We start from the raw sequence: 14,559 nt of genomic DNA, 5'->3' as shown, positions 1-14,559 counted from the left end.
CTCGCCATCCGCTCGATGACATGTTGTAACATGAACCATAGTCTGGCTATAGGCGCCCGACTTTCCGGGGGATTGACGCTACGATGACCATGTTCCGCCGCCGCGCCGCCGCACGGATCGCCGCCCTGTGCCTGCCGCTCCTGCCGGTCGCCTTTCCCGGCATCGCCACCGCGCAGGAAGTCGCCACTCGTGACGCCACCGTGGCGAACGCGGACGATCATGGCGATATCGTCGTGCTCGGCACCGCATCCGGCCGGGATTCGACCCTCGGCTCGGACCTGCTCACTCGCCGAATGTCGCAATCCAGCCGCTCGCTGGAGCGCGACCTGCTCGTCGCTAACGGCACCTACCGCCTGTCGGACGCGCTGGAGCTGTTCAGCGGCATCAGCCAGCAGAACAACCGCGGCGGCTTCCTGGACAATTTCGCGATCCGCGGCTTCCTGGGCACGCCGGACGGCGGCGCGGAATATTACATAGACGGCTTCCTGGCCAATCGCGGCCTCGCGCCGCCGCGCGATCCCGCGACGGTCGAGCGGATCGAGGTGCTGAAGGGACCGGCCGGCGCGGTGTTCGGCGACATCGACCCGGCCGGCCGCGTCAACATCGTGTCGAAGACGCCGCGCTTCACATCGGCGGTCGACGCGAGCCTGCTCTACGGATCGTTCGACACGCGGCGTGGCGAACTGGACGTGACCGGCCCGCTGTCGCGGACGGTCGCGGGCCGGATCGTGGTCGCGGCCGAGGAGTCGGACGGCTACCGCGATTTTGTCGGCCTGTCGCGGCGCACCGTCTCCCCCTCGCTCACCTGGCGGCCGGACGCACGCACCAGCATCACCGCCCTAGCGGAATATACAGCCTTCGCCGCCGCGTTCGACCGGGGCGTACCGGCAATCGCGGGCGATGCGCTGGCTGTGCCGCGCAACCGCTTCGTCGGCGAACCCGGCGATGGCCGGCATCGGGCGCGCAACACCCGACTGCAACTGACCGGCCGCCACGATCTGGGCGGCGAATGGTCGCTGAACGGCGGCGTCGCATGGCGCTTCGCCATCCTGCGCGGCTTCTCCAGCGACCAGTCCTTCCTGGCCGCCGACAACCGCACCCTGTGGCGGCAACATCGCCAGCGCGACTATTCGGCGACCGACCTGTCGGCGCGCCTGGAGCTGGCGGGACGGTTCGAGGCGGCGGGCGTCCACCATCCCAGCCTGGGCATCAAGGGTTATACGCTGGATTATCTGGAGCGGCTGCCGCGCTTCCGGCCGAGCGCCGCGCGTCCCTATGCGATCGACGTGTTCGCGCCGGTCTATGGCCAGCCCCGCCCCGCCGTGCTGCCCAATATCGACCAGCGCGAGAAGCGGGTCGTCGGCACCCTCTACGTTCAGGACATGTGGGACGTGACCGACCGGCTGACGCTGACCGGCGGCGTGCGTTATGACGCCTATCGCCAGCGGCTGCGTCGCAACCGGACCGGCCTGACCACGCAAGCCACGGGCGCGCCGGTCAAGTTCCGGTTCGGCGCGCGCTATCGGCTGAGCGACGCGATCGCGCTCCATGGCAATTGGGGCGAGTCCTTCCTGCTCAACTCCGGCAGCGGCCGTCCGACCGCGCAGAACCCGCAGGGCGACGCCTTCGGCCCCGAACAGGCGGTAGGGTTCGAACTGGGCGTCGCCGGACGCTGGACCGGCTTCGATGCCGCCATGACCTTCTTCGACATCAAGAAGCGCGGCATCCTGACCAACGACCCGGTCGATCCCGGCTACAATGCGCCCCTGGGCAAGTTGACCAGCCGGGGCGTCGAACTGGACGCCTCGCTCCGGCTGATCCCGCATTGGCAGCTCGTCGGCAATTACGCCTATATCGATGCGCGCGCCGACGACAAAAGCTTCGCGACGCCCGACGTCCTGAACGTCGCCAAGCATTCGGGCACGCTGTTCGCAGTGGGACGCTATCCGACCGGCTGGGGCACCAGCTGGTCACTGAGCGGCGGCCTGGCCTATGTCGGCAATCGCGCCGGCGCGATCGACACGAGCGGCCTGCGCCTGCCCGCCTATACCAAGGTGAAGCTGGCCGGCGAGGTCGGCGTCACCCCCGCCCTCACCATGCGGCTGGAAGCGGACAATCTGTTCGACGTCCATTATGCGATGAGTTCGTACAGCCCGCTTTGGGTGTATCCGGGGGCGCCGCGCACCGTGCGCCTGTCCGCGCGCGTCGCCTGGTAGCGGCAGATGCCACCACCTGCCGCGGCCTGATGCAAATCGGCAACAGGTCGCGCCAGAAAGATTCCCTAAATTCGATAGGCATATACGCCTGCGTTGCGTCCTCCACTCTTCCTGTTACATGTCCGACAAATAAGAAGACGTGGACAGAGATCAGGGGAGAGGAATGATGCGTATGGCGCAATATGGCCGGCTGTTCGGGGGGACGTCGATCCTGATCCTGGCGATCACGGCACAGGCGGCGGCGGCTCAGGATGCCAGCGGCACCCCCGCCTCGCGGACCAGCGCGACCCAGGCCACCACGCCGGCCACGCAGGAGGCGGCGCCGGCCAGCGACGCGGCGCAGCCCGCCCCTCAGGCACCGATCGAAAGCGACGCCAATGCCGACGACATCATCGTCACCGGCGTCCGCGCCAGCCTGGCGTCCGCCCAGTCGATTAAGCGCAACGCCAGTCAGATCGTCGACTCGATCGTCGCCGAGGATATCGGCAAATTACCGGACAATACGGTCGCCGACGCGCTTCAGCGGGTGACCGGCGTGCAGGTGACGCGCGGCGCGGGCGAGGCCGGCACGGTGCTGATCCGCGGCCTCCCCAATGTCGCGACCGTGCTCAACGGTCGCGAGGCGTTCACCGGTGTCGGCCGCGGTTTTGCGCTCCAGGACATTCCCGCCGAACTGATCGCGGGCGTTGACGTGTACAAGACCAGCACGCCCGACCTGGTCGAGGGCGGCGTCGCCGGCCTGATCGACGTGCGCCTGCGCCGGCCGTTCGACTTCGCCGGCAGCCAGGTGGCCGCCAGCGGTCGCGCGGTCTATAGCGACCAGGCGAAAAAATGGGGATACATTGGATCGGGCCTGATCAGCCAGCGCTGGGACACCGGCATCGGCGAGATGGGCCTGCTGGTCGCGGCCTCCTACAACAAGCGGCTCTATCAGGATCAGACCGCGTTCGACTTCGTATCCTCGGGTACGCCGATCGCCACGCCGGATACGGTGGGCGGCCTATACACCGCGGGCGACCGGCGGCGCACCGCGCTTAACGCCTCGTTCCAGTGGCGGCCGAATGCCGATGTCGAATTCTATGCGGACGGCGTCTTCACCCGCTACGACAACAAGATCGCGGTCGATTTCTTCATCGGCCTGCCCAAGGCGGGGGCGCTGTCGAACGTCGTCGCCAATGCCGAATTTCCACTGCTCGCCGCCAGCAGCACGACGACCAACGCCTACACGCTGACCAGCAAGCAGGCCTATCTGAACCGCACCGACAATTATCAGGCGGTGGTGGGCGGCAAGTGGACGCTGGGCCAGGCGGTGCTCAACACCGAGGTCACCTACAACTACAGCAAGGTGCCGAACCGCAACGCGATCCTCGACACCTCGTTCAACGTGCCGCGCCTGGACGTGAATTACGATGTCGGCGGCACGCCTCAGGTGGCGCTGACCGGCGTCGATCTGACCGATCCCGGCATCTACACCATTCGGACGCTGTTCGATAACAACAGCCTGGACACCAGCGAGCAGATCGCATGGCGCAACGACCTGACGATCAAGCCCGACAGCGAGGTGATCCAGTCGCTGAAGATCGGCACCCGCTACACGCATCGCAACGTCCGCTCGCAGGCGACCGCCTCCATCCCGATCGGCTTCCCGAGCGCGGCGGGCGCGCCGCTGACGTCCATCCCGGGCTTCGCGTCGTTGTCGCCCGGCGGGCTGGTCAAGGGGGCGCTGGGCATCGACCGGTTCGTCACCGCCGACACCGGCATCCTGCTGAACGACACGGACACGATCCGCGCGCTGTTCGGACAGCCGACCGGTCCGCGCGCCTATGAGCCCAACCTCGCCTTCTTCAACGGCGAGGACACCTACGCCTTTTACGGCCAGGTCGGTTATCGGTTCGACCTGGGCGGGATGGTGCTGGACGGCGTGGCGGGCGCGCGCGTGGTCAACACCGTCGAAGATCTCAACGGCAACGGCGTGTCGAGCAAGCAGAACTATCTGAACGTCCTGCCCAGCATCAACGCCCGGCTGGGCCTGACGGACACGCTGTTCCTCCGCGCCGCCGCCGGCAAGACGGTGACGCGGCCGGAGTTCGGGCAGCTCAACCCGCTGATCACCTTGGTGCCGAGCGGCGCGACGGGGACGCAGCAATATATCGGCACCGGCAGCGGCGGTAATCCCGACCTGCAGCCGATCCGCTCCACCGCCTATGACGCGTCGATCGAATGGTATCCGGCGCGCAGTACATCGATCACCGCCGCCGGCTTCTATCGCGACCTGTCCGGCTATATCCAGACCTACTCGCAGCCGGAGAATTTCGGCGGCTCCTATCTGGTCAACCGACCCCGCAATGCAGGGGACGGCTATCTGGCTGGCGCCGAAGTCGCGTACCAGCAATTCTTCGACTTCCTGCCCGGCGCGCTTAGCGGCCTGGGCGTGCAGTTGAACGGCACGTACATGGACGGCAAGACCGACGATCCGATCAACGGCGGCAAGCAGCGCATCGTCAACGTCTCGCACTGGGCCTATAACGCGGTCGCCATCTACGAGAAATACGGCGTCTCGGCGCGGCTCGCCTATAACTGGCGGTCGAGCTATGTCGACAGCTACAATTCGGGCGGCGTACAGGCGAGCACGATCCTGGTCGACCCGGTCAGCCGGCTCGACTTCTCGGGCAGCTATTCGCCGACCGAGTGGCTGACCCTGACCTTCGACGCGACCAACATCCTGGACGATGTCTACCACGACCGGTTCAAGGGCAAGAACTCGGTCACCGGCGTGTTCTACGACTCGCCGCGCGACACCCGCACCTATGACCGGACGATCCAGATCGGCGCGCGGGTGAAGTTTTGATGCGCGGGCGGCGCGCCTTGGCGGCGCTCTTGCTCGTGGCGGGCGGGGCCTCGGCCCCCGCCGCCACGGCGCAGACGATGCCCGCGCTTCAAGGCGATATCGCGCCCACGCACGATCCGGTCATCATTCGCGAGGGCGGCCTCTATCATGTGTTCTCGACCGGGCTGGGCGAAGGCGACGGCCGGATCATCGCCCACCGCGTCTCGACCGACCGGGTGCATTGGCGGCTGGCCCCCACGCCCCTGTCCGCGCTGCCGGAATGGGCCAGTCGAGCGATCCCGGGCGCGACCAACGCCTGGGCGCCGGACATCTCCTATGTCGACGGGCGCTATCGCCTCTATTATTCGGTTTCGACCTTCGGCTCGAACCGCTCGGCGATCGGGCTGCTGACCAGCCCGACGCTCGATCCCGACCGCCCCGATTATGGCTGGCGCGACGAGGGCCCGGTGGTCCAGTCGAACCCGTCCGACGATTTCAACGCGATCGATCCCGCTTTCATCCGCGACCGCGACGGCCGCCAGTGGCTGGCGTTGGGCAGTTTCTGGAGCGGGCTGAAGCTGTTCGCGCTCGATCGCGCCACCGGCAAGCTCCTGCGGCCCGGTGAAACGCCGGTTTCGATCGCGCGACGGCCGGCTCCAGCGGGCGCGGCGGCGCCGGTCGAAGCACCTTTCCTATTCGATCATGGCGGCTGGTACTGGCTGGTCGCCTCCTATGACTATTGCTGCAAGGGCAACGCCAGCACCTATTACACGGTCATCGGCCGGTCCCGCGCGATTACCGGCCCCTATCTGGGCAAGGATGGCAGCGCGATGATGCAGGGCGGCGGGACGGTGTTGCTGGCGGCGGACCTGCCGGAGAAGCAGCGCTTTCGCGGCCCCGGCCATGCCGGCCATATGCGCGACGCGGACGGGACCGACTATCTGGTCTATCACGCCTATGACCGCGAGGCCAAAGGCGCGCCGACGTTGCGGCTCGCCCGTTTGCGCTGGGGCGCGGACGGCTGGCCCGTCGCCGAACGATGACGCAGGAGAGACCGTTGATGACCCATCCGACACGCCGCCTGGTCCTGGCCGGTGGGGCGCTGACCGCCGCCGCACCGGCGCTGGCCCGCACCCGCGCACCCGCCGGCATCGTCAATCCGCTGGTGCGTCAACGCGCCGATGCGCAAATCTTCCGCCACACCGACGGCTGGTATTACATGACCGGATCGGTGCCCGAATATGACCGGCTGGTGCTGCGCCGCGCGCGCACGCTCGCCGGGCTGACGACCGCGCGGGAAGCGGTGCTGTGGCGACATCAGGCGAGCGGGCCGATGTCGGGCTTTCTTTGGGCGCCGGAGCTGCACCTCATCGATGGCCGCTGGATCATGTATTTCGCCGCCGGGCCCAGCGGCGGCGGCGCGGACGTGTTCCGCATCCGCACCTATGCGGTGACGTGCGACGGCGCCGATCCGATGACCGGGCGCTGGACCGTCCTGGGCGAGTTGCAGACGCCCTGGGACAGCTTCAACCTTGATTCGACCAGCTTCGTCCATCGCGGCACCCGCTATCTCGCCTGGGCGCAACGCGAGCCGGGCATCGAGACCAACTCCAACCTCTATCTGGCCCCGCTGGCCACCCCGTTGACGCTGGCGGCGAAGCCGGCGCGCCTGTCCGTGCCGACCCTCGGCTGGGAAGTTCGGGGCTACAAGGTCAACGAGGCCCCTGCCCTGCTGGCGCGCAACGGCCGGCTGTTCCTGACCTATTCGGCCAGCGCCACCGATGCGCGCTATTGCATGGGGATGCTGACCGCGCGCGACGATGCCGACATCATGGACCCCGCCGCCTGGAGCAAAAGCCGGGTGCCGGTGATGACGAGTTCGCCCGCGCACAAGATCTATGGTCCCGGCCATAACAGCTTCACGGTCGATGAGCGCGGACGAGACATGCTGGTCTATCACGCCCGCGACTATGAAGCGATCAAGGGCGATCCACTGTTCGACCCGAACCGCCATACCCGCGTCCAGCCGATCCGCTACACGGCGGACGGGGTGCCGCTGTTCAATCCGCCGGTCGCCAACGGACCGCTCGCCTGACCGGGACGGCGGCCCACGCCGCCGGCTCGAACCACGGCGTCACCAGCAGGTGGGGCACGGCGAGCGCCGCCATGCAGGCGAACAGGATCTCGACGCCGCCATGCCGGCGCACCAGCAGCAGCGCACACAGCCCGGCCATCGCCAACGCCAGGGCGAGGATCGGCGCGACCGCGCGCAGATAGTCGGTCGTCGTGCGGCACCCGATCCGCGCCTGCCGGACCCGTGTCTGGGGCAGGGCGTGTAGGATCAGGAAGCCGAGCGAGAAGCCGACCAGCGGCGGCGGCAGCAGCAGCGCGAACGTGCCCGCCATCAGCCGCCCATCGCGCCGCCACGCGGCCATGGCCAGCATCGCGCCGCCGGCCAGCGCGCCGAGCGGACGCATCGTCTCGACCATCGTCGGCGTCAGGTCGGCGCTGCCGGTGGCGCTGGCGAGCAGGATGGCAAGGCTGGCCGGATGCAGCACCGCCGGCACGGCGACCAGCCCGATGCCCCGCACCGCGCGTTCGGCCACACCGCCGCCGGGCGCATCCTCCAGTCCGAAATGCAGGGCCGAGGCGAGCAGGAACATCGGCATGGCGGCGGCCGGATCGCATAGCCACCAGACCAGGCACACGCCGGCGGCGGTCAGGTAACAGGCCAGGAACAGCGGCCGCCGGCCCGGCGCGACGATCGCCAGGTCGCTTGCGCCATGGGCCATGCCGATGACGCCGATCGCCACGACCGCGAAGCCGAGTTGCACCGGCAGGGGCGCGACCGATGCCGCGCTCGCCGCCAGCAGCAGCCCGGTCCAGCCGGTGGCCGGGCCCGCGCGGGTCACCGGCGCGGGCTGCGGGCGGGTTCCGCCCCGGCCAGGGCCGAGTCCAGATTGGCGGCGGCATAGAAGGCATAGACGACCTTCGCGATCACATCCATGACCAGGATAGCCGTGACCGAGGCGGGGTCGGAGATCATCTTCAGCCCCTCCGGCCCGACCAGGAAGACGATCGGATAGAGGAACCAGATCACGGTCAGGAAGACGAGGTTCTTCGAATAGGCGGCGGCCAGCGCACCGCCCCGCTCGTTCGCGATCGCCTTGAGCGGCACCCAGAGCAGGTAGAGGACGCCGGCGAAGGCCGCGCAGGACCACAGATACCAGATCCATTTGACCACGGGCACCTCGACCAGCGACGAGACCAGCCCGGCGACGATCATGAGCACGTCGAGCACGATGATGGCAGTCAGGTACCCGCCGACCTCGCCCGTCCGCCCGCGCTCGTGAAACGCGAGCAGCACCAGCCCGGCGAGCAGGATCGGCGTCGTCACCGACCAGTCGGCATAGCGTGCCAGATAGGTGACCGACCCGGTCAGGCTCACCAGCGTCCCCATGCCGAACGCCATGGCGAGATAGGCGGTGGCGGCGATGAACGGCACGCTGGAATGCATCAACGTGTGATGGCGCGCGGGTGGCGCCTTGCTGCCCTTGGCGTAGATGGCGAGCGATCCCAAGGCCATGATGGCGAAGCCGATCAGGAATAACGTCTGGTCCACGATCCTAGTCCCTCCGAAGGGAACGACCCGACGCCGATCCTTCCGATCCGCCAACGTGGATCAGGATCAATGATCTCCATGAATAATCGTTCATGATGCATGTTTTCAGGAATTTACGCGGCGGACCTCCCCTTATGCTGCGCTGATGCGTTGCGCGCCGACACGGGAGTGAACGGCATGGCGGATACACGGACCACGCAGGAACGGAATGAGGAACGTCAGGAGGCGGACGAGCGAAGCGCGCCGTCCGCGCGCGTCGTCTATGGCGCGGTGATCGAACAGGGCGAGGATGAATTGGAGCGCCCGTCCAGTTCGCTGTTCTGGGCCGCCTTCGCGGCGGGATTGATGATCATGGCATCGTTATGGGTCAGCGGCGCGCTGCGCCACTATCTGCCGGACGCACCCTGGGCCGATGCGGTCGTCCACCTGGGCTATCCGTTCGGATTCCTGATCGTCATCCTCGGACGGTTGCAACTCTTCACCGAGCACACGGCGGTCGCGGTCCTGCCGGTCTTGCGCAAACCCAGCCGGCGGGGGCTGGGAGCGCTGGGCCGGCTGTGGGGCATCGTCCTGATTGGCAACATGCTGGGCGCGGCGGCGGCCGCCGGCCTCGCCGTCCACGGCCATGTCCAGTCAATGGAGACACTGGAAGCGATGGTCGCGGTATCGCGCACGCTGCTGGAGCGGTCACCGCTGGAGACGCTGATGCAGGCGATCCCCGCCGGCCTCCTCATCGCCTCGATCGCCTGGATTCGCTCGGCGACCGAAGGCAGCGGCTTCTGGATCGTTTTCGCCGTGACCTATGCCATCTCGATCAGCGGCTTCGCGCATGTTATCGCCGGCGCGACCGAGGCGTTCCTGCTGCTCTGGCATGGCGATGCCTCGGTCGGCTGGGTGGCGTTTGGCTTTATCGGCCCGGCGCTGCTCGGCAACATCATCGGCGGCACCGGGCTGTTCGCGCTGCTCGCCCATGCCCAGGTCAAGGAGGAGGTGCCGACGCGATAAGCCCCCGCAATCGACTCCGGCCTATTTATACGACTATTCCCCCCTCGCCTGCCGCCGTCATTATGGTATCGGTCCGTGGAAGAGATCGAGGGGATGACAAGCACATGCGAGCAATTCTGACCGGAGCCGCGACCGCTTTGGCGCTGGTGATGGCGGCTCCGGCCTGGGCGGCACCGCTGGCGACGCTGGACCGGCACGGCAGCCTGGTGTCGATCGAGCCCTATGCGCCCAACATCGTCCGCGTGACGATCGCGACCGATCGGACGCAAGTCGATGCGCCGCCGGGCGAAGGGCCGAACGCGAAACCCGACGCCACCGGCTGGACCCATCGCAGCGAGGCGGCGGGCGACAGCTTCGCCTCGGGCGCGATGACGCTGACCGTGAACGCGCAGGCATGGCCGAAGGCGCCGACCCAGATGCAGCGCTATTTCGCGCCCGCCCTGCCCCCGGTATCAATCCGCGTCGCCGATGCGCGCGGGGCGACCGTCACCGAGATGACCGGCTGGGAAATGGCCCCGCATGTCGTGAACGGCGAAAAGACGTTCCGCGTCGGCGCCAGCTTCGCCGTGCAGCCGGGCGAGCATTATTACGGCCTGGGCCAGAACCAGGAGGGGCAACTCGACCTGAAGGGCCGCACCATCGATTGCCGCCACAATTACGATGCGCCGGCCGGCGAGACGGTTTGCGTGCCCTTCATGGTCACCAACAAGGGCTATGGCATCGTCTGGGACAATCCGTCCGCGACCACCGTGTCGCCCGGTCTGGGCAACGCCACGCATTGGCAGTCCGAAGTCGGCGAGCGTGTCTCCTTCTTCGTCATCACCGGCGCGACGGCGGACGACCTCTATGCCGGCTATGCGCGCCTGACCGGCCGCACGCCGCTGCCGCCCAAGGCGGCATTCGGCCTGATCCAGAGCAAGGCGCGCTACGAGAGCCAGAAGGAACTGCTCGACATCGCGCAGGGCTATCGCAGCCGCAACCTGCCGCTCGACGTGATGGTGCTCGACTGGTTCTACTGGACGCGGATGGGCCAGCTCGACATCGACCGGACCTATTTCCCCGACCCCAAGGGGATGAACGACCAGCTCAAGGCCATGGGGATGCGCTCGATCATCAGCGTCTGGCCCCGGTTCGAAAAGGAGTCGCGCTATTTCAACCTGCTCGACAGCAAGGGCTGGCTGCTGAAGGACAAGGACGGCAAGACGGTCGATGGCCTGCCCGTGCGCAGCGACCGCGCCGGCGCGCTGATCGACAGCACCAATCCCGAGGCGCGCGCCTGGTTCTGGGAGCGGATCCGCGACAATATCGCAAGCCAGGGCTTCGATTGGTTCTGGCTGGACGAGACCGAACCCGACCTAGTGCCGGACGGCAATTTCTACGCGATCGGCTCGGGCGATCGCTATCACAACCTCTTCCCGCTGGTGCACACCAATGGCGTGGCGGAGGGATCGGCGCGCGACCGGCCGGGCTTGCGCAACCTGATCCTGTCCCGCGCCGCCTATCTGGGCGTGCAGCGCAACGGCGCGCTGTTCTGGTCGTCGGACATCAAGTCGAACTGGGAGGCCTATCGCCGCCAGGTGCCGGCCGGCCTGGGCTTCACCGCGACCGGCATGGCCTATTGGGGCAGCGACATCGGCGGCTGGCAATGGCCGAGCGGCCCCAAGGCGGAGAAGCCGGTGCTGCTCGATCCGGCCGGCGCGACCGCCATGGCCCCGGATTATACGGACTATCCGGAGCTGTTCACCCGCTGGTTCGCCTATAGCGTGTTCACGCCGACGCTGCGCATCCATGGCCAGCGTCCGGGGACGGCCTTGTGGGAATATGGCACGGCCGCCGAGCCGGTGCTCGCCGGCTTCCTGAAGCTGCGCTATGCGCTGATGCCCTATCTCTATGCGCTGGGGCGGCATACCTATGACAGCGGCGCACCGTTCATGCGCGCGCTGTTCATGGACTTCCCCAACGACCCCAATGTCGCGACGATGGGCGACGAATATATGTTCGGCCCCGCCTTCCTGGTCGCGCCGGTCACCGAACAGGGCCAGACCAGCCGCGCGGTCTATCTGCCGGCCGGCGCGGACTGGTATGATTATTGGACCAACGAAAAGCATCGTGGCGGCCAGACCGTGACCGTCGCCGCCCCGATCGACCGCATCCCGCTGTTCGTGCGGGCCGGGTCGATCGTGCCGATGGGTGCGGCCGTATCCAGCACCGCGACGCGCCAGCCGCTGGAGAGCATCCGCGTCTATCCGGGCGCCGACGCGCACTTCACCCTCTACGACGATGACGGCGTGAGCAATGCCTACAAGGGCGGCAAGAACGGCAGCAGCGCGACGCTGCGCTGGGACGACCGCGCCGGTCGACTCTCCGCCGACGGCAAGCTGCCGACCGGCCAGAATGCCGCGTCGCTGGTGCAGGTGATGGGCGCGAAATAAGGTCCAGGCGAGCCGCCGCCCGGCGCCGTTCGACGTCCGGCGGCGGCTCGCCAAGCGCCGGTTTTCCCGATTGATGCCCGCGCGACGCATCGCCTAGGATGGTTGACCATCTCCCTGCCCTGCGGCCCGCCCCTATCCGACTGTGAGACCTTGATGATCCGTCCGACCTTCTCGCGCCTGCTGCTGTCCGCCGCCACGATCCTCACCCTCGTGCCGGCCGGCATCGCCGTCGCGCAGACGACCAACAATGCGCCCCAGGCCGCCGCCGCCCCGACCGAGGGCCCGAGGGAGCGGCCCTGGATGAACGCCGCCCTGTCGCCAGGACAGCGCGCCGACCTGCTGCTCAAGCAGATGACGCTGGCGGAGAAGCTGCAACTGACGTTCGGCTATTTCTCGACCCAGGCCGACTGGCTGCGCACCGCGACCAAGAACTGGGTGTTCCCCAAGGACGGCCTGCCCGGCTCCGCCGGCATCGTGCCCGGCATCCCGCGCCTGGGGATCCCCGCCCAGTGGCAGACCGATGCCGGCGTCGGGGTCGCCAGCCAACGCGGGCCGACGCCGCGCCTGCGCACTTCGCTGCCCTCGGGTCTGGCGACTGCCGCCACCTGGAACCCGGAGCTGGCGCAGGCGGGCGGCGCGATGATCGGCAACGAGGCGTTCCTGTCGGGCTTCAACGTGCAATTGGCCGGCGGCATGAACCTGATCCGCGAACCGCGCAACGGCCGCAACTTCGAATATAGCGGCGAGGACCCGCTGCTCGCCGGCATCATCACCGGCCATGAGATCCGCGGCATCCAATCGCAGCATGTCGTCTCGACGATGAAGCATTATGCCTTCAACGACCAAGAGACGAACCGGATGGTCATGGACCACCGCATCGGCGAGCAGGCGGGGCGGCAATCGGACCTGCTGGCCTTCGAAATCGCCAATGAGGTCGGCCAGCCGGGATCGGTGATGTGTTCCTACAACCGCGTCAACGGCGCCTATGCCTGCGAGAATGACTGGCTGCTCAACAAGGTGCTGAAGCAGGACTGGGGCTTCAAGGGCTATGTGATGAGCGATTGGGGCGCGACCCATTCGACCAGCGAGGCGGCGAATGCCGGATTGGACCAGCAGTCCGGCTGGGCGTTCGACCGCTCACCCTATTTCGCTGACGCGCTGCGCGAGGCGGTGAACAATGGCCATGTCAGCCAGGCCCGCGCCGACGACATGGCCCGCCGCGTGCTGTACGCGATGTTCGCCAACGGCCTGTTCGATCATCCGGTGCAGGGCGACCGATCCGCGACGATCGACTATGCCGGCCACGCCGCCGTCACCCGCGCCGATGCGGAGGAAGGCATCGTCCTGCTCAAGAACCGGCCGGGCCTGCTGCCGATCGCCAAGTCGGTCCGTTCGATCCTGATCGTCGGCAGCCATGCCGATGTCGGCGTGTTGTCGGGCGGCGGCTCCAGCCAGGTCTATCCGCATGGTGGCCCGACCAACGGCCTGATCGTGCCCGACGAACATGCCAGCGGCTTTCCCGGTCCCAAGCTCTACCACCCCTCCTCGCCGATGAAGGCGTTGCAGGCGCGTACCGGTGCCACGGTCACCTATCTCGACGGCAAGGACGTCGCCGCCACTGCGGCCGCCGCACGCAAGGCGGACATGGTGATCGTGTTCGGCGAGCAATGGACCGGCGAGTCGCTCGACGCGCCCGACCTCAACCTGCCGGCTGGTCAGGACAGGTTGATCGACGCGGTGGCGAAGGCGAACCGCAACACCGTCGTCGTGCTGGAGACGGGCGGGCCGGTGGTGATGCCGTGGCTGTCCAGGGTCGGCGCGGTGCTGGAGGCCTGGTATCCCGGCACGTCGGGGGGCGAGGCGATCGCGCGCGTGCTGACCGGCGAGGTCAATCCGTCGGGGCGCCTGCCGGTCACCTTCCCCGCGTCGGTCGCGCAACTGCCCCGGCCGGTGCTGGAGGGCGATCCCAAGCTGGACAGCGATTCGCATCCGGTCAGCGACTATGACAAGGACGGCGCGGCGGTTGGCTATAAATGGTTTGAGAAGACCGGGGCCAAGCCGCTCTTCCCGTTCGGCTATGGCCTGTCCTACTCGCGCTTTGCGCTCAGCGGTCTCACCGCCGAGCCCAGCGGTCGCGGCATCGCGGCACGCTTCACCGTCACCAACAGCGGCACGGTCGCGGGCAAGACGGTGGCGCAGGTCTATGTCGCCGGACGGGGTTGGGAAGCGCCGCGCCGGCTGGGCGCGTTCCGCAAGTTCGACCTGGCTCCCGGCGCCCGCGACACCGCCGCGGTGACGATCGACCCGCGGCTGCTCGCCACCTTCGACCCCGCCACGCGCAGCTGGCACGTCGCGGCCGGCCGCTACACCGTGACACTGGCGGATTCGGCGGGCGACCCAGGCCAGTCGGTGACGGTGCAATTGGGCGAGTCCACCTTCCGCCATCCGGGAGAGTGA

At 67.8% G+C, this 14,559-nt stretch carries 8 protein-coding genes and 1 pseudogene; 7 read left to right on the top strand and 2 right to left on the bottom strand.

Annotated features, from left to right (window positions below; genetic code table 11):
- The first annotated feature begins 83 nt into the window (after positions 1-83).
- The 4 genes and pseudogenes from GGQ96_RS06465 to GGQ96_RS06450 all read left to right on the top strand — a co-directional run.
- Positions 84-2,216: a TonB-dependent siderophore receptor gene (locus GGQ96_RS06465; protein ID WP_246360210.1), complete on the top strand. Its 2,133-nt coding sequence runs from the start codon at positions 84-86 to the stop codon at positions 2,214-2,216.
- A 166-nt stretch (positions 2,217-2,382) separates the two neighbouring features.
- On the top strand, positions 2,383-5,064 hold the full coding sequence (locus GGQ96_RS06460) for a TonB-dependent receptor (RefSeq protein WP_184112779.1): 2,682 nt from the start codon (positions 2,383-2,385) through the stop codon (positions 5,062-5,064).
- Positions 5,064-6,086 (top strand): arabinan endo-1,5-alpha-L-arabinosidase, encoded by a 1,023-nt coding sequence (locus GGQ96_RS06455; protein WP_184112777.1) that lies wholly within the window; start codon positions 5,064-5,066, stop codon positions 6,084-6,086. Before GGQ96_RS06460 ends, GGQ96_RS06455 begins: the two co-directional genes overlap by 1 nt.
- A gap of 17 nt (positions 6,087-6,103) precedes the next feature.
- A pseudogene (locus GGQ96_RS06450) lies at positions 6,104-7,132 on the top strand (glycoside hydrolase family 43 protein); the annotation flags it as partial.
- Here the strand turns inward: GGQ96_RS06450 and GGQ96_RS06445 are convergent.
- A complete protein-coding gene (locus GGQ96_RS06445; RefSeq protein ID WP_184112773.1) occupies positions 7,104-7,955 on the bottom strand; it encodes a Brp/Blh family beta-carotene 15,15'-dioxygenase in 852 nt (283 codons plus the stop codon). The pseudogene GGQ96_RS06450 and the gene GGQ96_RS06445 sit on opposite strands and share 29 nt — an antisense overlap.
- On the bottom strand, positions 7,952-8,665 hold the full coding sequence (locus tag GGQ96_RS06440; protein WP_184112771.1) for a bacteriorhodopsin: 714 nt from the start codon (positions 8,663-8,665) through the stop codon (positions 7,952-7,954). The genes GGQ96_RS06445 and GGQ96_RS06440 overlap by 4 nt, the downstream gene beginning before the upstream one ends.
- Positions 8,666-8,842: 177 nt before the next feature.
- Here GGQ96_RS06440 and GGQ96_RS06435 point away from each other — a divergent pair, with 177 nt between their 5' ends.
- The 3 genes from GGQ96_RS06435 (at position 8,843) to GGQ96_RS06425 (ending at position 14,559) form a co-directional block, all read left to right on the top strand.
- A complete protein-coding gene (locus tag GGQ96_RS06435) occupies positions 8,843-9,670 on the top strand; it encodes a formate/nitrite transporter family protein (protein ID WP_184112762.1) in 828 nt (275 codons plus the stop codon).
- Positions 9,671-9,774: 104 nt separating this feature from the next.
- Positions 9,775-12,102, top strand: a complete 2,328-nt coding sequence (locus tag GGQ96_RS06430; RefSeq protein ID WP_184112760.1) for a glycoside hydrolase family 31 protein — start codon at positions 9,775-9,777, stop codon at positions 12,100-12,102.
- Between the two features lie 153 nt (positions 12,103-12,255).
- Positions 12,256-14,559 (top strand): glycoside hydrolase family 3 C-terminal domain-containing protein, encoded by a 2,304-nt coding sequence (locus GGQ96_RS06425; protein ID WP_184112758.1) that lies wholly within the window; start codon positions 12,256-12,258, stop codon positions 14,557-14,559.

It is taken from the genome of Sphingomonas abaci (genome assembly GCF_014199625.1).
GTDB classification, from domain to species: Bacteria; Pseudomonadota; Alphaproteobacteria; order Sphingomonadales; family Sphingomonadaceae; genus Sphingomonas; species Sphingomonas abaci.
This window is presented reverse-complemented; position numbering and strand designations above follow the sequence as displayed.

What these genes read in the sequence shown, in the direction of transcription:
- GGQ96_RS06435 (WP_184112762.1), top strand. Translation starts at nt 8,843, where the DNA reads ATGGCGGATACACGGACCACGCAGGAACGGAATGAGGAACGTCAGGAG.
- GGQ96_RS06425 (WP_184112758.1), top strand. Translation starts at nt 12,256, where the DNA reads ATGATCCGTCCGACCTTCTCGCGCCTGCTGCTGTCCGCCGCCACGATC.
- GGQ96_RS06465 (WP_246360210.1), top strand. Translation starts at nt 84, where the DNA reads ATGACCATGTTCCGCCGCCGCGCCGCCGCACGGATCGCCGCCCTGTGC.
- GGQ96_RS06460 (WP_184112779.1), top strand. Translation starts at nt 2,383, where the DNA reads ATGCGTATGGCGCAATATGGCCGGCTGTTCGGGGGGACGTCGATCCTG.
- GGQ96_RS06430 (WP_184112760.1), top strand. Translation starts at nt 9,775, where the DNA reads ATGCGAGCAATTCTGACCGGAGCCGCGACCGCTTTGGCGCTGGTGATG.
- GGQ96_RS06455 (WP_184112777.1), top strand. Translation starts at nt 5,064, where the DNA reads ATGCGCGGGCGGCGCGCCTTGGCGGCGCTCTTGCTCGTGGCGGGCGGG.